The following is a 20,580-nucleotide window of genomic DNA, read 5'->3' as shown; positions in this document are numbered from 1 at the left end:
GGTGAACGGCCCCGGCAAAGCCCTCCCGGAACCACTTGGCAATCCCGCAAAATTGTGCCCGCCGACCAGTTATTTATGACCTGCTTCACGGCCATTTTTTTCATTTGTAATTAAAGTTGCCGCACCGGGCAGTGTCTGCCCGGTGGCACGGTGTGGGCACCTTGCCAATGAGGTTTTCAATCGAGAGCGACGGCTAATCAGTGATCATGATGTTGGATGCAACTGGGCACAAATCCTGGAAACAAGCGCTGCTGGGGCTGCTTCTGGCCGGCTGTTGGGCACTGTTGTCCGCACCCTATGCCCGGGCCGATCACAACTGCCCCACTTTTCCCGATAACCCGGCAAGCTTCAATATTCTGGATCACCGCGCTGCAAGCAGCTGGTGTGTGCTGTGTGGCGATGGCCAGGTGACCCTTGAAATCCGCGTACCCTCTATCCGCAGTGGCGGCCAGGGAATCCAGCATATCGAAAACATCGTGGTCAGCGAAAACCTGGGTACTTCGCAGCTGGAATATATTCCCGGTTCCACTTCCGTGAGCGCCGGGGTAGTGCTGGGCGAACCCACCATCAGCGGCACTACCATTCGCTGGGATCGCACGGACCTGTCCGCGCTGGCCGCGCGCAACGAAAACACCACCATGACCATCACCTTCGGTGTGCGCAGCCGGGTCAACCGGGAGGAGGAGCTGGTGGTCAACAACCGCACCCTGAACGCCAGTGCATCCTTCGACTACTGCAGCTATCCCACCACCACGGATACGGACAGGTTGGAGCTGGCTATCCGCGAGCCGCTGCCGTCCATGGACAAGCGCGGGCGGAATGTGGATGCGGCCCAGAGCAACTACACCAATAACGTCTACGGCAATATCCATGATGATGTTATCTGGCGTATCCGCATCTCGAACAGTGGCCTCGCGGCTATGCAGGATGCGCGCTTCGATGATTTGATGACCAACCCGAATATGGACATCAACTATGCCTGCTCCAGTAACGCCGCCGCGCTCGCAGTTGCCAATAACAATGGTAACAATCCCGGCGGTACCGGCTGTGTGGCGGCGGGCAATAACATCAATAATTTCTCACTGAACGGCAACTTTGCCAGTGGGCCCGGACGTACCGATGTGCCGGCGGGAGGCAGTCGCGACATCTACCTGGTGGGCAAGGTGAACAGTTCCTGCAGCGACGGCACCAATCGGGTTTCGGATCTGCAGTGGGGCTGTGAAATTGATGCCGATACCGGCGTTGGTGGTATCTCCTCTCCAGCCACCGGCAGCGCGCCGGGCGCCGATACGGAGACACTGTTTGCCCGGGTGGCAACGGATCTCACTGTTACCCAGGCGATAACCGGTACCAACCTCAATCAACCACTGGGCGCCGCCGGGTTTGTCACCATTACCCTCAACAACCGGACGCGGGGATCGGTCAGGGATATCCAGTTTGTCAGCGACCTGCCCGATGAGTATGTGGTGGACACCACCTATACGCCGCGGATCACCCGCCAGCGGCGGGGTATTGACGGCCACGGGGCCAACTACGGCGCAAACTACCCGGGCATGGCGGACACACTGCAGTGGCGTGTGGGGAGTAACTGGAATCAGTGGGACCCCAACCCGCTCAACAACAACCGCCCGGAGTTTCGTCTGCTGAGCAGCGGTGCGCATCCGGACTATGCCGACCAGCGCAATATGATGCGCTTTGGGGATGAAATCCAGATCCGTTTTCGCATCGTCACCACCGAGCCGGACTTTTACGACAAGACCGCCGACCTGGATGTCGAGGAGGAGACGGCGGCCAATGGCCTGGACCCCAACAGCAATCTGCGCCTGGCCGACAATGTGCTCAGCATCGATTACGAGGATTTTTGTCCCGGCACCAATCCGCCCACGCAGATCGAGCGCCAGCCGGTCACACCGGACCCGGAAGATCTGGATATCAGCACCGTCTATCCCCTGTATATCGTGCGCGACAGCGGCACTTCGGAACTGACCGTGGACGTCACCAACAACGGCGCCCACGACGCGGACAATTACGCGGTGTATGTCACCTTTGGCGAGGCCATGCGGGTGCTGTCCAATAACCGCGCCTGTACGGCTGTGGGAAATCCAAACCCCGGCACAGTGCCCGCACACCCGCTGTGGAACCAGCCGGAGTACCTGCCCGCCTCCGCAACCGTGTATCGCTGTAGCAACCTCGGTGGTGTGATCGAACCGGGCACCACCGAGCGCATTTTATTCCAGGTGGAAAAAAATCACTCCGCCACCGATGACGATCTCACCTTTCGTGCGGATGTGGTGGGGGAGATTGCGCTGTCTGATGGCACTCCGCTGACCTTTCCCGAGCCGGCCACCCTGGCGCAGACAACCCCCAGCAAGCAGCTGGCCAACAACTATACCCTCGACGGTATGCGCGCGCGGGTGATGGGTTTTAATCTGCGCAAAGACCGCGCCGACGCCTGCAACGAGCTGACCGGCGAGGCCGCTTTCCCCAACAGCAGTGTCCTGATCGGCGAGGAGTGCCGCTTCGAAATCCAGGCCGGTGGTTGGTTTGGTTTTGACACGCCGGGATTTACCCTGATCGAGGTGCGCGATATCGATGTGCGCGACGACCTGCCGGACGGCCAGGGCTATATCGCCGATACACTGCTCAACTGTGCCGACGTCACCCTGCCGCACCCGGTCTCCCAGGCCAACTGTGTGGTGATTCCCGGCAGCGATATCGTCGAGAGCGGCGGCCTGAATATCCCCCTCAGCGAAACGGACCTGCTCTGGGATATCAGCGCCAGCATCAGCGCGCGGGATCGCTGGTTTCTCTCGGACATGACCACCCGTTTGCTCAATGATCCCGTGGACACGGAAAACGTCGACCCCAACCAGCACGCCAACCCCAGCACCGACTATGGGCGGGCTCAGTTCACCGCGGTGTTCGATAGCGAAACCCTGGTGGTGGACAATTACAACACCAGCGGCATCCTGACCAATATCGACGGCGTGCCCACCACAGTGCCGGGCTTTCCGGATATCAGCGAGTGGTCGGAATCCGTGACCGTTACCGAGCCCCGCATCGAAGTGGATAAAAAAGTCTGTAACGAAAACCTCTACGGTGCTGGGATCAGCTGTAGCAATTTTGTCGACTTCACCAACGAGGGCCACCGGGACCAGACCTATATCTTCCGCCTGACCCTGACCAATCGCGCCGCCGACAGTGGCGTCAACCGCGGACCGGCCTACGACCTGGTGGTGACCGACACCCTGGATGCCAGCGGGCAGATGTGTGTGCAGCCGCTGGCTAGCGACGGCCTGGACAACGACGGCGACGGCGCTGCGGAAACTGCCGCTGGCGATGACGGCCTGGTGGGCACCGCCGCCGGCGCGAATGATTATGCCATCGCCAGCCACTGCAGCGATGGCGGCACCCCGGCCATTGTCACCTTTACCTACGAGCACTCCTCCGCCCTGGAGCGCATCAACCCCGGCGACTCGGTGACCCTCTACTACCGGGTGAAACCCCATCCTTCCGTAGCGCCACTGCAGACCTTTAACAACAGCTTCTTCGCCCGCTACGACAGCCTGCAGGGGGATTTCGGCAACCAGAGCGCGCCGCAGATCGACAGTGACGGGGATAACGATGGAGTCGGTGACGGCATCCCCGCCGCCGGGCGCGCGCGCCACTACCGGTCTGCGGATGCGAATGCGCAGATGCAGATTATCTCCGTGCAGGCGGAGCCGAAACAGGCTGTGGCATTGTCCAATGGCACTGCCAGTGGCAGCGGCAGTGATACCGCCGTGGTGGGTGAGGAAGTCCGCTACCGGCTCACCGCGAAAATACCTGCGGCCAAATTGCGCAATTTCGTTATCCGCGACGAGCTGCCGGCGGGCATGCGCTGTATCGAGGGGCAGACGGTCAATCTCGATGCGCCCCCCTATGATGCGGCAGGATTTATACCCGGCGGCACTGTGAGCGCGACCTGTACCGATACCGGTAGCGCCGACTATGTGGCGTGGGACTTTGGCGATCAGGAAGTCACCATGGTGACTGGCAGCCTGTTTGATTTCCCGGTGGAATTTATCGCCCGCATCGACAACAGCAGCAATACCAATGACGGCGACCTGCTGCGCAACGGCGGCAGCTACACCACTGCCCAGCTGCGTTACGTGGATGAGGCGGGGTCAACCGTGGTGGTGCCTTTCGATGCCCACGAGATCAGGGTGCAGGAGCCACAGATCCGCTTGAGCAAGGCATTTGCGGTCGCCAACAGCGATGCGGATGACATCCTGACCGTCACCGTAACGGCGGAAAATACCGGCACCGCGGCCGCCTATAACCTGCAGCTGCTGGACGATCTCACCGGTTCCAAGTTGGTTTATGCGGGTAATATCGGCGGCGCCGACCCGCCCCAGAATGTGGATGTCACGACCCTCGGGGCCAATGCCCCGATTTTCAGCTGGAACCGCGGCCATGGGGATTACACCATCGCCACCGGCGAGAGCAGATCCTTTACCTTCGATGTCCGCGTCGGGCAGGGCGTAGAGCCCCACGAGATTCTGGACAACACCCTCCAGGCCCGCTGGCAGTCCCTGCCGGGCGCGGATGTGGCTTTGAACAGCACCAATCGCATAGGCCCCGATGGGGCGGCCGACGGTATGCGCATCGGTGTATTGCCCAACGCCGGCGACGCCATCAACGATTATGAAACCGCCGCCGGGGCCCAGACCCAAGTGCCGCCCCTGCAACTGGTCAAATTCGATCTCGAGCCCACTGTCATTCCCACCATCGGTGCGCACAAACAGTTCCAGCTGGAAATCCGTCTGCCGGAGGGCGTCAGCCGGGACCTGGTCATTGCCGACCAGCTGGGCAGCCCGGAAGGCTATGTGCTCAGTCACAATGCCGACTACGACATCACCTACGCGTTTGTGGGTATCGAGAGCATCAATGGCAGCGCGCCCGCCGAGGCGGCATTCAACAGCTTCCCCACAGATAACACCGCCGGCAATGCCACCTGGAATATCGGCACTGTCGACACCGCCAGTGAAAATGATACCGCCGGCAACGCACTGCAGCCGCTGATCCGCATCACCTATTTTGCCCGCGTCGACAATGACCTGGCCACCAATAGCGGCGACAGCCGCCAGAACGGCGCCGCGCTGAGTTACCGCAACGGCGAATCCGGGGCGACGGAAAGCCGCAGTGACGATACGCCCCCAGTTACGGTGGTGGAGCCGCAGCTCGCGGTCAGTAAAACCGTGCGCAACGCTACCAACCCGGGCAATCTGCCGGTGGGCGGCGATGTGCTGGAATATGTGATTACCGTCACCCACGACGCCGGCTCCAGCGCCGCCGCATTCGATCTCAACCTGGTGGATACGCTGCCCCCAGAGCTGCGTTATGACAGCGGCTTTACCCCCACGGCAAGCATTGACGGCACCGCCGTTGCCGGCTTTGTGGCGACGCCGGCGGGGGCCCCCAGCGGGCCCCTGGTGTGGGGCCGGGGCAATGGCGACAACAGCCTGGACCTGCCCCTGGGTCAGACGCTGGTGGTCACCTACCGCACCCAGGTGGCCGGGGTATTCGGCTCCCCCATCAGCAACAGTGTACTGCTGGACTGGACCTCCCTGGACAACAGCCACATCAACGATCTGGCCTACGAGCGCGACGGCGCCGGCTGCCCGGCCATTGCCGCACCGGATGATTACTGTGTGGGTCCGGCGGAGGCCAGTATCGATACGGTGGACAACACCAGTATTGCCAAAACCGTTATCGCGGACACGGATACCGCTTCCCCGGTGGGAACCCTGCGGATCGGCGACAGGGTCAGCTATCGACTGGCCCTCAACCTGCAGCCGGGCACCACGCCGGCGGTCACCGTGAGCGATGCGCTGCCGGCGGGGCTGGCGTTCGATGCCATTGTCAGTGTCAATGGCGATACCAGCGCCCCCTACGATGCCAACCTGAATGGCTTTACCTATTCCGCCATCGCGCTTCCCACCGCGGGGGCCACCGGTACCCTCAGCTGGAACCTGGGGGATATCCGCAGCGATTTTGGCAACAGCAATCCCTTTGTGCTCGAGTACACCGCCGAAGTGGTGGTGGGTGCCGGTATCGCCGCGCCCAGCGCGACTTTGACCAATACCGCCGTACTCAATTACTCCGGTGCCGCCGCCAGTCTGCAGGACAGTGCCACTATCACGGTATTACAGCCGCTGATCGACGCCCTGACCAAAACCGATGCCACCTGGCCCAACGCCCACCTGAATGTGGACCCGGCCAACGACCTGATGCGGTTTACCCTGCACGCCTGCAACTCCGGGTTGGCGCCGGCCTACAACCTATCCCTCACCGACGACCTGGCCACCCAGATGGACGAAGGTTCCATCGCCAATCTGCAGGTCACTGCCGGCGGCACATTGCTGACCCAGGGCAGCGACTACACCTATACCCCGCCGGCCAGTCGCGGCGACGCTATGGGGTTCAGCTTCCAGGCGCCCGTCGCGCCGGGGAGCTGCCTGGATATTGATTACGAGATCGGTTTTTACACCGATATCGGCGGCGGCGAAAACTGGATAAACACCTTTGCCGTCGACGAATTCTGGTCACTGCCGGCTAACACTGGCGAGCGGTATGCACCGGTTCCCCTCGGTACGCCTTACCCCATGGGCACTGTGGCCACTGCGGTTACCGTGCCGCAGAAAACCTTGCAGACTGCCGCTACCGCCGCAGTGGGGGAGGAGGTGGTGTACCGCATCCAGGTGCCCGGCAGTGCCACCACGGCGGCCATTTACGATGTGGACATAACCGATGCCCTCGACCCCGCCCTGGAACTGGTGCAGCTGCGGGAGATCAACGGCCTTGCCTTTACGGATAACAGCAGCGGCAACAATATCGCCCTGGGCCTGGAACTGATTCCCGCCGGCACAGTGGCTGTGTTCGAACTGCGCGCCCGGGTCGCCAATAACGCCACCGCCCAGGCGGGCTACAGTGTCGGCAACCGGGCCGCCTATACCTATGCCGTCAGCAGAGGGGGAGCGCCACAGGCCGGCGGCAGTGGCACTGCGCCCACTCTCACCATTGTGGAACCGGAGTTGTCCGCAACGGCAACAGTTGTCAACCAGACCAGTCCCGGCAGCGACCCGGATGCGGGCGATATTCTGCGCTTTACCCTCGATATCGCCGCCGCCGGCGATCCACAGAATGCCGATGCCTATGACCTTTCCATCCGCCAACAGCTGGCCCTGGGTCTCGCCTTTGTGCCGGGCAGTGCCGCCTTTGGTGGTGCCCCCCAGGCCGATCCCATCCTCAGCGGGGATGGTGTCGCCGCGGCGCAGTCACTGGCGTGGAACCGCAGCAACAGCGACCTGGATATCGCCGCCGGCGGCAGCAGCCAGCTGGTGTTCGACGTGGTGGTGCTGGACAGCGTACTGGCCTCAGCTTCCCTGTCCGCTGCGAGCCGTATCGAGTGGACCAGCCTGAATGAAGACAACAGCAGCCCCTATGAGCGCGACGGCGCCGACGGTGTCGGCGGCCTGAACGACTATGTGCTGGAAAATATTGCCGCACAGCTCACCGCCGCCAATAACAGCGCATTGAGCAAAACCCGTATCGATGACAGCTACGGCAGCGGCGATGCCCAGTTGCGTGTAGGCGACCTGGTGGACTATGAGCTGCGCCTGTCGCTGCCGGAAGGCAGCGCCCCCGGGGCGGCCATTGTGGATACTCTGCCCCGGGGCATGGTGTTCGAGGGCACACTCGCCGTCAACGGCGTGACCACAGCCCCCTTCGCCGCCACAGCGCCCTTTGTGCACGGCGATATCGCCGAGCCCGTCCAGAGCGGCGACCCCGCCACTGGGCCCACCACCCTGCGCTGGTCCATCCCGGACCTGCGCAACAGCGGTGACAACAATGCCGCCAACGATGTGTTTGTACTGCGCTACCGGGCGCGGGTGCTGAACCGGGATGTGCATCCCTGGCCCGCCGACAGTACCCCCCTGACCAATCGGGTGCAGTTCAGCTTCGGCACCGCCACCGGCACTGAGACCCGCGCCGACAGTGACAGCCTGGACCTGCGCCAGCCGGAACTGGTGGTGGGCATCAGCTCCAGCCCCGCGGACGGCAGCACCCTCGCCGTGGGGGACAGCATCGATTACACCGTTACCCTGACCAACAACGGCTCGGCGCCGGCCTACGATCCGGTGTTCCGGGATAGTATCCCCGCCGGCCTGCGCCAGGGCGGTATCGATGTGCAGTCCATTCTGGTCAATGGCGCCGCGGCCCCGCTGCTCGCCCCCGGTTTCGACAGCGCCACCGGCGCGGCGGTGTGGGATTTCTCCGCCGGCACCGGCTACGCCATTCAACCGGGCCAGGTACTGCAGATGGTGTATCGGGTGCAGGCGGATGCCAACCTGGGGGCGGGCCTCAATCTGCAAAACGCCGCTTTCGTGGAGGTCTATTACTCCCTGGACGACGACAACCTGCCGTCTTTGGACGCCACTGCGGTAAGCCAGGCCATGCGCGAGGACTATGGCCCCACCGCGCCGGTCAGTGTGCGGTTCAATACCCCCAATGCGGCGCCGCTGTCGATTGCCAACACCCAGTCCAGCGCGGCTATCGGCGAACCGTTCAATTACCGCATCACCATTCCGGAAACCCCGCAGCCCACTGCCCTGCACGATGTCAGCCTACTTATGGACCTGGGCGCCTCTGCCGCGGAACTGGAATTTGTCGGCGCCGCAAGGGTGTCCGGCGGCAACCCGTTTACGCCGCAAAACACCGGATCGGCCACAGCACTGGTAATTGCCGATACCGGCGACGGTATCGATGTGCCGGCGGGGCAGCAGGTGGTGATGGATGTGACCCTGCGCCTGCGGGACAGCAATCCGCCCAACCTGGACGGCCTCACCTTCACCAACAGCGCCAGTTACCGCTACAACTACGACAATGACAACCCGGCCGCGGGGCAGGGCACCGGTGCCGGAAACACCACCCCGGCCATGAGGGTGGTGGAGCCCACCGCGATTACCCTCACCAAAAGCGGGCCCGCCAGCGTGCAGTCGGGCCTGCCGGGCCGCTTTACCCTGGACCTGCACAATATCGGCACAGGTCCCGCCTGGGATATGCGCGTGTCCGACAGGCTGCCGGACAACAGTCCCGGCGGCATGTGCGCGACCCCGCCGGATAACTTTGCCGCGCAGATTACCGACGGCGCGGGCAATGGGATTGCCACACTGGCCGAGGGCACCGATTTTGATGTCGCCTTCGACCCGGCCAGCTGCACCCTCAGCCTGACCACCCGGGGGGCAGCGGCGATGCTGGCCGCGGACCACCACCTGCTGCTGCGCTACGACGCCTATCTGGATGCGGATACCCGCGACGGCGATACCCTGACCAACATAGCCGGTGTGACAGGCTGGCACAGCTGGGACAGCACCATGCCGGAAGTGCGCCAGTACACGCGCCCGGCACCCACCGATGGCACCCCCGGCGTCCTCGACCATGAGGATGCCTTTACGGTCAGCGCCTCGGTGCCCAGGGTGACCTTCTATAAAACGGTGGAAAATATTACCCGCGGGGACAATCCGGCCAACCTGGCCAGCCCCGCGGAGGTTTTGCGCTATACACTCACCCTCGCCAACCTCAGCGGGGCCGCGGTCAGCGGTATTGCAATCAGCGACGACCTCGGCCGTCTCAATAGCCTGCCCCTGTTCCGTTCGGGTTCACTGCAACTGATCTCGGTGCCGGCGGGCGCTGACAGCAGCGGCACCAGTGCCACCGGTGGTACCCGTGGCAGCGGCCTGCTGCAGGTGAACAGCCTGGACCTGGCGGCGGCGGGCAGCGCCGGTGACAGCCTCCAACTGGTCTACCAGGTAACCCTGGCGGATGTGATCGACAGTGGCACCCAGGTGCTCAACCAGGCCCAGGTGCAGCTGCCCGGCCAGTTGCTGCGGGACAGTGACGACCCCAATATCAACGGCGTCGACGACCCCGACCTGGCCGGGGATGAAGACCCCACCCGGGTGGTGATCGAGTCGGGGTCGCTGCTGCTGGTGCACAAAACCTCGGCGGACTTAACCGGCGACCCGGACCTGCTGATGGTGGGGGATACCCTGCGCTACACCCTGCGGGTGGAAAATACCGGCAACGAAAACAGTGTCGATGCGCTGCTGCGTGACCAGGTGCCCGCCAACACCACCTATGTCGCCGGCTCCACCAGCATGAACGGCACAGCGCTTGCGGATGTTGGGGGCGCTTCGCCCCTCGTCGCCGGCCTGCAGATCAACACCGCCGGCGAGGCAGCCGGCGTTATCCTCGCCGCGGCCAGTGGCGCGACGGCGGCGGTGATTACCTTCGATGTCACCATCAACGACGTCAGCGACGGCACCATTATCTCCAACCAGGGTTTTTTGAATGGCGAAGGCGCGGGCAGCGGTCCCTTCGCGGAAGTGCCCTCCGACGACCCCGACACCAGTGTGCCCAATGACCCTACCATCGATATTGTGGGCGATGTGCCATTGCTGGTCGCCCACAAGACCGTGGCCATTGCCGTGGACAACCTGTCCCCCGGGATAGTGGACCCCGGCGACGTACTCCGCTACACCATTGCCATTCACAACCAGGGCGGCGTGGATGCGACCCGGGTGGCACTTGTGGACCAGGTGCCCGCCAATACCACTTATGTAGCCGGCAGTACCCGCCTCAACGGTATCGCCGTGGCCGACAGCGGCGGCGCACCGCTGGAATCCGGGCTGCCGGTTTCCTCCGCCGACCTGACGCCGCCACTGCCAGCGGCGGACGGCGGCGTGATCACTGCCGCCCGCAGCGCCACAGTGACCTTCGAGGTGACGGTCGATAGCGGCACCGCCATCGGTACCGTGATCAGCAACCAGGGCAGCGTCACTGCAGCGGAACCGCCTTTGACCCTCACCGATGCGGACGGCAACCCCGCCAATGGCGCCCAGCCCACCCAGGTGGTGGTGGGCGATGCGCAGCTGCTGTCCATCGTCAAGGAAGTGACGGTGGTGGGCGGCGGTGCCGCCGAGGCCGGCGCGGACCTGGAATACCTGGTGACCATTGCCAATATCGGTGCCGTGCCGGCGACCCGGGTGCGCATCAGCGACGACCTGGCCACTGCCGGCGACGGCGTTCTCAGCTACGTTGTAAATTCCGCCACGCTCAACGGCCGGGTTGACGGCATCAGTGTGAGTGGCACGGTGATCAGTGCGGATTACGCCGCGGTTTATGGCGACCTTCCCCCGGGCCAAAGTGCCAGCCTGCGCTTTCAGGCCAGGCTCTCGGACAGCCTGGCCATCGGCTACCGGGTGCTCAACACCGCCGAGGTGCAGTGGAACAATCCCGCCTCCAGCAACCGGGCCAGTGTCGCCATCGATGTGGGCGGCACCCCAGGTATCGCCAACCTGGCCGGCTACCTGTGGCACGACGTGAATTTCAATAGTCGAGCGGATGCGGACGAGCGCCTGCTGTTGAACTGGAGTGTGGATCTCTATTTCAATGACGCCCTGCTGGAGACGGTGCAGAGCGATGACAGCGGTTATTTCCAGTTTCGCGGGCTGGCGCCCAACGGCGCCGCCGGTCCCAGCTATGAGATACGCTACCGGGCCCCGGATGCCGGGGAGAACACCGCCTCCCTGGGCAATACCAGTTCCAACTTCACCAATGGCCCGCAGCGCATTGGCGATATAGTGGCCGGGTCCGGCGCCAATCCGCAAAACCTCAACCTGCCCATCACCCCCAATGGTGTGATCTACAACTCGGTGCTGCGCCAGCCCATCGCCGGCGCCACCCTGACCCTGCTGCGCGCCAGTTCCGGCCAGGCGCTGCCGGATCGCTGTTTCGACGACGACAGGCAGCAGGGCCAGGTGACCCGCGCGGGCGGCTACTACAAATTCGACATCAACTTCAGCGATGCCGCCTGTCCGGCGCGGACGGATTACCTGATCCGGGTGAACATGGCCGATGACAACTATGTGGGTGGCGAATCCCTGATCATCCCCGCGCAGACCCATGGCGAAACGGCCGGTTTCGACGTGGGCGCCTGTCTCGGCAGCAGCGCCGACCGGATACCGGGCACCACGGATCACTGCGAGGTGCAGCTGTCCGCCCAGCTTCCACCGCTGGATGTGGCGGCCCGCGATGCGGCCACCGATTACTACCTGCGCCTGACCCTGGACGACGACCGGATTCCGGGGGAGAGCCAATTGTTCAACAACCATATTCCCATGGACCCCCAACTGGAGGGCGCGCTCTCCATTACCAAAACCGCCGCACTGCTGAACGTGACCCGCAGCCAGCTGGTGCCCTACACCATTACCTTCGGCAACACCCTGTCGATACCGCTCACCGACCTGCAGCTGGTGGATTTCTTCCCCGCCGGCTTCAAGTATGTGGCCGGCTCGGCGCGCCTGGACGGCGAGCCGGTGGAGCCGGTGATGAACGGCCTGCAGCTGATCTGGCCGGACCTGCGCGTGGAGGCCGAGCAGACCCGCGAACTGAAACTGCTGCTGGTGGTGGGCTCCGGTGTGGGGGAAGGCAAATATATCAACCGCGCGCGCCTGTTCAACCAGCTCTCCGGGCAGCTTGCCTCCGGCGAGGCCTCCGCCACGGTGCGCGTGGTGCCGGACCCCACCTTCGACTGCACCGACGTGATCGGCAAGGTATTCGACGATAAAAACAGGAACGGCTACCAGGATGCCGGCGAGGGCGGCCTGGCCGGCGCGCGGGTGGTGAGTGCTACCGGCCTCAATGCCACCGCCGATGCCCACGGGCGTTTTCACATCACCTGCGCGGTGGTGCCCAATGCCGACCGCGGCTCCAATTTCGTGCTCAAGCTCGACGACCGCAGCCTGCCCAGCGGCTATCGCCTCACCACGGAAAACCCGCGGGTGATGCGGGCCACCCGGGGCAAGATGGTGAAGTTTAACTTCGGTGCCAGCCTGCACCGGGTGGTGCGCCTGGATATGGCCGAGGCGGTGTTCGAGCCGGACAGCACCGGCTTGCGCCCCCAGTGGCGGTCCCGTATCGACCTGCTGCTGGAAAAACTCGGCGAGGCCCCCTCCGTATTGCGCCTGTCCTACCTGGCGGAAAATGAGGCCCCGGACCTGGTGGAAGCGCGTTTGCAGGCCATCAAGGCGGAGATTGCCGATGACTGGGCGCGCGCGGATAGGGACTACGAACTGACGATTGAAACTGAAGTCTTCTGGCGGCGCGGCGCGCCGCCCGGTAAGGGGGGGTTGCAGTGATGTCCTCTGCAATAGGTAATAAAACCGCCAGATCCGGGGTGTTCAGTGGCCTCAAAGCCTGCGTCCGCAGGGGTCCACACCACTGTCTCGCCAGTGCTGTCGCCCTCGCCCTGGCCCTGTCCCTGCCGGCTCAGGGCCGCGCCGCGGACGCGCAATCCCAGCCGGAGGAGTCCAGCTGGTGGCAGTTGTGGCAGAAAATTCCCGGCCTGGCGCCGGAGGTGGAGGAGCCAGAGGCCGCATTCGAGGAAAAACCCATCGGCAGCAACACCGAAGGCATGTTGCTGCGCGCCCCCGAGCACCAGTGGCTGCAGGATGCCACCAGCTTTATTGCCGCCGCCGACCCCGTCGTGGTGGAGGACTTTATCCAGCCGCTGACCTTTACCGGGGTTGAGGACAGGCTTGCCGACGGTGCCGTGGCATCACTGCGGGAAAAACTGCGCGAGCTGGGTCCACAGCCCAACTTCAAGCTGCACTTTATCGGCCACACGGACGCCGACCCCCTGGATCCGGCACTGGTGGCGGAATACCGGAGCAAGGAGGCATTGACCCTGGCCCGCGCTCGCTTTGTGGCGGACTTTTTCCAGCGCGCCCTGGCACTGCCCGGCCAGAGGATTGCGGTTGAAGGCCGCGGTGATAAGGAGCCGATCGCCGATAACATCACCACCGCGGGGCGGCAACTGAACCGCCGCGTCCAGGTGCTGGCCACCTATGACGCCCTGGACGAGGAAGCCATGGCCGAACGCGCCCGCGCCCAGGCGCTGGCATTGAACCGCGTCCAGGTGTGCCGCCAGGAAACCGTGTGCAGGCTCAGTTACACCGCCGGCAGCGAGCAGCGCGCGCGCTTGAAAAACTTGCTGACCCCCCTGCGCCTGGCGCCGGGGCAGGTGGACCTGCCCGACGGCTTTGTGCGCCGCCTGCGCGAGGTGCGCGCCAACCTGGCGGACAAGCACAACCTGGTGATGCACTTTGTCGGCCATACGGACGGGGCTCCACTGCCGGAGGGTCCTGCGCAGCGCTACCGGGACGCCGCGGCGCTGTCGCTGGCGGAGGCTCGCCGGGTGGCTCTGGCGGTGCGCGACAGCCTGGGATTGCCCGATAGTGCCGTCACCTACAGCGGCAAGGGCGCCAGCCAGCCCATCGCCGCCAACGACACCCCCAAGGGGCGCGCCCTCAATCGCCGTGTGGCAGTGGAATTCTGGTACGACGACCCCCTGGAGATTCAGACCGACGGCGTGCAGGCCTGCCCCGAAGCGGCGGCCGCGGAAACCATCACCATCGCCCACGAATCCCCCTCCGGGCCACTGCCACCTATCCGCTTTCGTGATGGCGACCCGGAGATTACCGCAACCCAGTTGCAGCGGATGCGCAGTGTCATGGCCGAGGTGGCCGGCAAAGCCAATGTGCGCCTGAGCTTTATCGGTTACAGCGACAACCAGCGCATGGAGCGTCGCGAGGCCATGGTGTATGGCGATGATGTCGGCCTGTCCCGCGCCCGCGCCCGCCGCGCCATGGCCCGGGTACAGCAACAGCTGGGGCTGGACGACACCCAGGTGACCTTCGACGGGCGCGGCTATGTGCAGTCCGACGATGTGGTGCGCGACGGCTTTGTACAACTGGACGACGCGCGGGTGGAAGTACAGGTGCTCTACGATGAGCTGGCCGTGCTGGCCGACAGCGACCGCCTGGCAATAGAGCGCATCAACCGCGAGGCCCTGGCCAACAATCCCTATGCCCTCAACCTGATGCGCATCACCGTGGATGGCAGCCCGGAATATGACCCCTACAAAAACTCCGCCGACCTGCAGCGCTGTACCGACGTGGCCCTGGACCATGCCAATATCCAGTTCCGTTTCGACAACAAGACCATGCAGCCGCGCCTCAATGTCACCGCCTGGCCCAACAGCATCCGCTACGCGGACAATCCGGATACCGAAATGGCGGATAACCGGGTCCAGTTCCGCAGCTATACCAACTATCCGTCCTTTATCGAGCGGGCCGAAGTGCGCCTGTTCGAGGCGGACCAGTCCCCCCGCGATACCCCTGTCGCCGTGGTGCCCCTGGACAGCAATGGACGCGGGGCCTGGCAGGCGGAGTTCAGCGCTTTTCAGGCACCGCTGAAAAAACTGCACTACCTGCTGCGGGTGTACGACCAACAGGGCCGCTACGACGAAACCGATGCACAGACACTGTGGCTGGTGGACACCATCGAAGCCCCCGCAGAGGCGGTGGATGTGGGCCGGGAACTGCTGGTGGGCTACGGCGAAAACCGCCTCGCCCGGCGCAATATCCCCCTGGACGGCAACAGCGTGCTGGTCAACGGCGCCCAAGTGCCACCGGGCCACAGTGTCTGGCTGGCGGGCAACCCGGTGCCGGTCAATCCGCGGGGGGAGTTTGTTGCCGAACAGATATTCGCGCCGGGTACCCACACGGTGGAAGTGGCGGTTCTGGATGGGGGCGGCAATGGCGAACTGTTCTTGCGCGATCTGGAATTTGCCCGCAGTGACTGGTTTACCGTGGGGATTGCCGACCTCACCATCGGCTATGACAAAACCAATGGCCCGGCGGCACTGGTCACCGGCGATGAAACCCACTATGACAATGCCGTCAGCTATGACGGGCGCCTGGCGTTTTACACCAGCGGCGGTTTCGGCGAAGGCTGGCGTCTCTCCGCCAGTGCCGATACCGAAGAAGGGCCGGTGGACGACCTGTTTTCCAACTTTATGGAAAAATCCCCCGATGCGCTGTTTCGCCGCCTGGACAGCGATCTCTACTACCCCACTTTCGGCGACGATGCCACCGTGGTGGAGGACGCGCCCACCTCCGGCAAATTTTATCTGAAACTGTCCAAGTACGATGACTATGGCCTCTGGGGCAACTTCAAGGCCACCTATGCCGACAACGAACTGGCACAGATCGACCGCGCCCTCTATGGTGCCAACGGCCATTTTGAAAGCGACGATGTGACCAGCTTTGGGGAAAAGCGCTTGCAGGTGGATGCCTTTGGCGCCGAGCCCGGTACCGTCGCCGGCCGCGACGAATATCGCGGCACCGGCGGTTCCCTGTATTTCCTCCGCCACCAGGATATTCTGAGCGGCTCCGAGCGGCTGCGTATCGAAGTGCGGGACAAGGATTCCGACCTGGTGCTGGGGGTGAAAAACCTCTCCCCGGTGATCGATTACGATATCGACTACCTCCAGGGGCGGGTGCTGCTGAACAAGCCCCTGTCCGCCCTCGCCAACGACAACCTGCTGATCCAGGACGGCTCCTACAACGGCAACCCCCAGTACCTGGTGGCCCGCTACGAATACACCCCCGGTTTCGAGGAAATCGATACCCTGGCCTTTGGTGGCCGCGCCCACTACTGGTTGGGGGACAGCGTCAAACTGGGTATCAGTGGCACCCGGCAGGACGAAGAGGGCAACGAGAGTGCCCTGCAGGGATTCGATCTCACCCTGCGCAAAAGCGCCGGCAGCTGGCTGAAAGTCGAAGTGGCGGACAGCACAGGGGGCAACCTGGACAGTACCAGTTCCCTGGACGGTGGTTTCAGCTTTGACAACGGGCAGACCTTCGATCCCGAAGCCGGTGCGGGCGCGACCAAACTGGAGGGCAGCCTGCAACTGGGCGACCTGTTCGAAAGCCTGCCCGGTTCCGCCAACTTCTATCACCAGGAGCGCCAAGCCGGCTTCTCCGGCCCCGGCCAGTTTGTACAGGGCGACACACTGCAGTACGGGGCCGGTGTCAATCTGCCCCTGGGCGAACGCCTGGACCTGGGCCTCAAGGCCGACAGCAGGGAAGAGGAGTTCGGGTTGCAAACCCGTGCCCTGGACCTGGCTCTGGGCTACCGCCTCAACGACCGCTGGCGCCTCAGCTCCGGGGTGCGCAGGGACCGCCGCGAGGACTTCTCCACCGCGGTTCCCGCCACCCAGACCCAGGGGGAGCGCACCGATATGGCGGTGGAGGCGCGCTACGATTCCGGAGAAGACTGGAGCGCTTTCGGCTTTGTGCAAAACACCCTGGAAGTAACCGGCAGCCGCGAGGACAACAATCGCATCGGCGTCGGCGGCGCCTACCGGGTCAGCGAACGCCTGGCCCTGGACAGCGAGATTTCCGGCGGCGATACCGGCATGGCGGCACGCCTGGGGTCCGATTTTCTGGTCAGTGACAGGACCAGCCTCTACCTGAATTACACCCTGGATAACGAGCGCAGTGATACCGGCGTGCGGGCGCGCAAGGGTAATATGAGTACCGGCTTCCGCAGCCGCTACTCCGACAGCCTCAGCATTTACGGCGAAGAGCGCTACAGCCACGGCGATGTATCCACCGGCCTGACCCATGCCCTGGGGATGGATCTGGCCCCCAGCGACCGCTGGACCTACGGCACCACCCTGGAGGCGGGTACCCTGGAAGATCCGCGCACCGGTGCCAAAACCCAGCGCAACGCACTGGGCTTCAATATGGGCTACAGCCTGGAGACAGTTCGCCTCGCCGCCGCAGTGGAGTACCGCACCGACGCCATGGAAACCGCACTGGATGAAACCACCGTGACGGAATCCCAGCGGGACACTTGGCTGTTGAAAAACACCCTCAGCTACCAGCTCAATCCCGACTGGCGCCTAGTGGGCAAACTCAATTACTCCGACAGCCGCAGTTCCCAGGGGGAGTTCTACGATGGCAGGTTTACCGAAGCGGTGATGGGCTACGCCTACCGCCCGGTGCATCACGACCGCCTCAACACCCTGATGAAGTACACCTACTTCTACAATGTGCCGACCCGGGACCAGGTCACGGTGCAGAACACCTCCGCGGAGTTTATCCAGAAAAGCCATATTTTCTCCGTGGACGCCAGCTACGATCTCACCCGCCGCTGGACCCTGGGGGGCAAGTACGCCTACCGCCTCGGCCAGCTCAGTCTCGACAGGCAGGACCCGGAGTTCTTCGACAGCCGCGCCAGCCTGTATGTGCTGCGCGCCGACTGGCACTTCGTGAACCGCTGGGATCTGCTGATCGAAGCCCGCCTGCTGGACCTGCCCGATGCCCAGGACAGCCGAAGCGGTGCCCTTGTCGGTTTGTACCGGCACCTGGGGGAGCAATTGAAACTGGGGATTGGCTATAACTTTACCGACTTCTCCGATGACCTCACCCAGCTGGATTACGACAGCCAGGGGGTGTTTGTGAATATGATCGGGAAGTGGTGATTACAGACAGGGAACCCCTGATTAATTCGGTGCAACCTCAGGCTTTGCTTTGACTTCGCCAGTAAGGCGCACCCTGCAGGCCACGTCCATGCGGGAGTAGGAGGGTCTGCTGTGAATACGCATTTTGCGCGTGCTGATGGACGTGATTTTGCAGAGAAGGTTACGGCCTATAATTCCCACCGAACGCCGACTGACGGTCGGCTCCCAGTTTTACGAGTATCCGGGCCACTGGCCCCAGCGACCCGCGAAGCAAACACCCTGGTTGCGGATGGGCGGCCACTGGCTCGCCGCCGGATTCAACATATAAACCCCCGTGCGCGTGCGGGTGATGCAAGGCTGTCTGGTGTTGACCGTGGATCAACCCGAGCAGGAAAGCGGCAAGGGGTGAGTCTTCCAGAACAATAAAGCCCCGGCAGCTTGTCCCTGCCGGGGCTTTGGTTATGGGGTCGGGAGAAAAAAAGCGTCCCCTTTTCCCTTGGGGCTTTAGTGGGTTTTCGTGCTAAAACTGTAATGTCAAGACTTGACCCCTACGCCTTTAGTGGCGCTCTACAGCGGTGAAGAACAACTCGGGTTTGACTTTGACGATCAGATTCCATTTTAAGCCGAATATCCGCCAGCCTCAATAATCAACTAGGGGCCGAAAGGCTCCGCCTTTGTATCCGGTTTTTTTTGAGCTGGCTGCCAATATCATCGCACCGATCACCAGCCCACAAACTCGATACCCACCTCGCAAGCAACCGATTCTGTCGTAGCCCCGATACAGATTGGGGAATCCTACGATAGGAGGCTGGTAAAAACAATGATGAAACCTGAGAAAGACTACGGTAGAAATTTGGCAAAAGCATCGCTACGCTACGATCAAAAGTGGGAAAACAAGCGAAAAATTTTGAAATCCTACGCTCGTTAATTTGGCACAAACTACGATCGTAGCGTGGCGCTCTGCATCTAAAATAGCGTGGTGCTCTACACTCAAACTCAAGGATTCCCGTGCCATCGGGAGAATTTTTTTGTGCCGGAACTTGACTAAAAGCCTAGTGGGAGACCCCTACGCCCTCGGCCGCCCACCCAATCGATCTTCCTGGGTGGGATTGGCTGAGCGCTTACCTACAAGTTACGATCTTCCCACTCAGCAATAAGACCGTTAATAATTAACGCAAACCCAATAATTGATGATGAAACCCAGAAATTTAAATTAAAAATATAGCTTCCAATTGCTCCTACTACAAAAGTAATCGCAGCCCAAATCAGCAAATATTTTATTCTCTTCATTGTTGGCAATCGCAATCATTAGCTGCACCCACAGAACCGCCTATTGCTAGGTTGGCCCCTGTGGCATTAAAGCCTCTATTTGTTCTTCCAGAAGCGGCTTTAATTGCATCATCTGAACCATAATACGCAAACAAATCATCATAAGATTTGATTTTATAGTTGGAGCCTGCCAATGGGCCGCGCATAGTTCGTTTAAGCCCATTTCTGAATGCCATAGCACCGGCACCATTTGCAGCCATAGCGGAACCGGCTTTTGCTATGCCCGCATATGCCAACCTTCCCGCCCCAAGAACCAAAGATGCCCAAGTGCCAGCAGCATAAGCTTTTGAGCACCTATTTACGCCCCCATCAATCCCAAGCCCATTTCTAGCTAAAGGCCCAAGACCAAGCGAAGCTGCGTCTGCGACACCAGTTAGGAAATCATAAGCAGGTTGAGGTATAGAGGGTGGGACCCATAGTCCATAAGGATCATAAAATATGATCGGATTATTTAGCAGGCTGTTGAAATTCTAAGAATTTCGGCGCCTGCTACCGGAATATGGATGTTCCGGCAAAATCGGCGACGCCTAAGTCGTTGATTTTGAGAGAAAAGTGAAAATCACATTTTTCGCTTTTCGTGTTTTGAAAAAGGTAGGATGCCTTTTTCAACAACCTGTTAGAGCGTAACTGTAGGTATTAATGCCTCCAGCGAGGCCAATCGGATCACTGGTGAGATACCTGCCCGTCTCCGGATCATAATCCCTAAAGTAGTTGTAATAAAAACGGCCCAACGCAAATCCGCTACAAGATTCACTACAACCCCAGTAACATCAATCACTTAAAGAACATGCAGCCCAGTGCGGAGGATACTTTATCAAGTTACAGCCCCCGAC

General features: G+C 62.1%; 5 protein-coding genes. 2 read left to right on the top strand and 3 right to left on the bottom strand.

Features of this window, described 5'->3' with window-relative positions:
- Positions 1–209 precede the first annotated feature (209 nt).
- Positions 210–13,244, top strand: coding sequence for a hypothetical protein (locus tag AB1S50_RS08870; RefSeq protein WP_367150239.1), 13,035 nt, complete (start codon positions 210–212; stop codon positions 13,242–13,244).
- Complete coding sequence (locus AB1S50_RS08865; RefSeq protein WP_367150238.1) at positions 13,244–18,439, top strand: OmpA family protein; 5,196 nt, start codon at positions 13,244–13,246, stop codon at positions 18,437–18,439. The genes AB1S50_RS08870 and AB1S50_RS08865 overlap by 1 nt, the downstream gene beginning before the upstream one ends.
- Before the next feature lie 1,104 nt (positions 18,440–19,543).
- On the opposite strand, the gene AB1S50_RS08860 is transcribed toward AB1S50_RS08865, so the two are convergent.
- From AB1S50_RS08860 to AB1S50_RS08850, 3 genes are all read right to left on the bottom strand, one after another.
- A complete protein-coding gene (locus tag AB1S50_RS08860) occupies positions 19,544–19,708 on the bottom strand; it encodes a hypothetical protein (protein WP_367150237.1) in 165 nt (54 codons plus the stop codon).
- Positions 19,705–19,947 (bottom strand): hypothetical protein, encoded by a 243-nt coding sequence (locus AB1S50_RS08855; protein ID WP_367150236.1) that lies wholly within the window; start codon positions 19,945–19,947, stop codon positions 19,705–19,707. Before AB1S50_RS08855 ends, AB1S50_RS08860 begins: the two co-directional genes overlap by 4 nt.
- Before the next feature lie 405 nt (positions 19,948–20,352).
- The gene (locus tag AB1S50_RS08850) at positions 20,353–20,478 is read right to left on the bottom strand and encodes an RHS repeat-associated core domain-containing protein (protein WP_367150234.1); all 126 of its coding nucleotides are present in this window, start codon (positions 20,476–20,478) and stop codon (positions 20,353–20,355) included.
- Between the last annotated feature and the right edge of the window lie 102 nt (positions 20,479–20,580).

Origin of the sequence: Microbulbifer discodermiae, assembly GCF_040742695.1 — a bacterium.
Classification (GTDB): domain Bacteria; phylum Pseudomonadota; class Gammaproteobacteria; order Pseudomonadales; family Cellvibrionaceae; genus Microbulbifer.
Note: the sequence above shows the minus strand (reverse complement) of the source record. Positions and strands in the feature narration are given on the sequence as shown.

What these genes read in the sequence shown, in the direction of transcription:
- AB1S50_RS08860 (WP_367150237.1), bottom strand. Translation starts at nt 19,708, where the DNA reads ATGAAGAGAATAAAATATTTGCTGATTTGGGCTGCGATTACTTTTGTA.
- AB1S50_RS08870 (WP_367150239.1), top strand. Translation starts at nt 210, where the DNA reads ATGTTGGATGCAACTGGGCACAAATCCTGGAAACAAGCGCTGCTGGGG.
- AB1S50_RS08855 (WP_367150236.1), bottom strand. Translation starts at nt 19,947, where the DNA reads ATGGCTGCAAATGGTGCCGGTGCTATGGCATTCAGAAATGGGCTTAAA.
- AB1S50_RS08865 (WP_367150238.1), top strand. Translation starts at nt 13,244, where the DNA reads ATGTCCTCTGCAATAGGTAATAAAACCGCCAGATCCGGGGTGTTCAGT.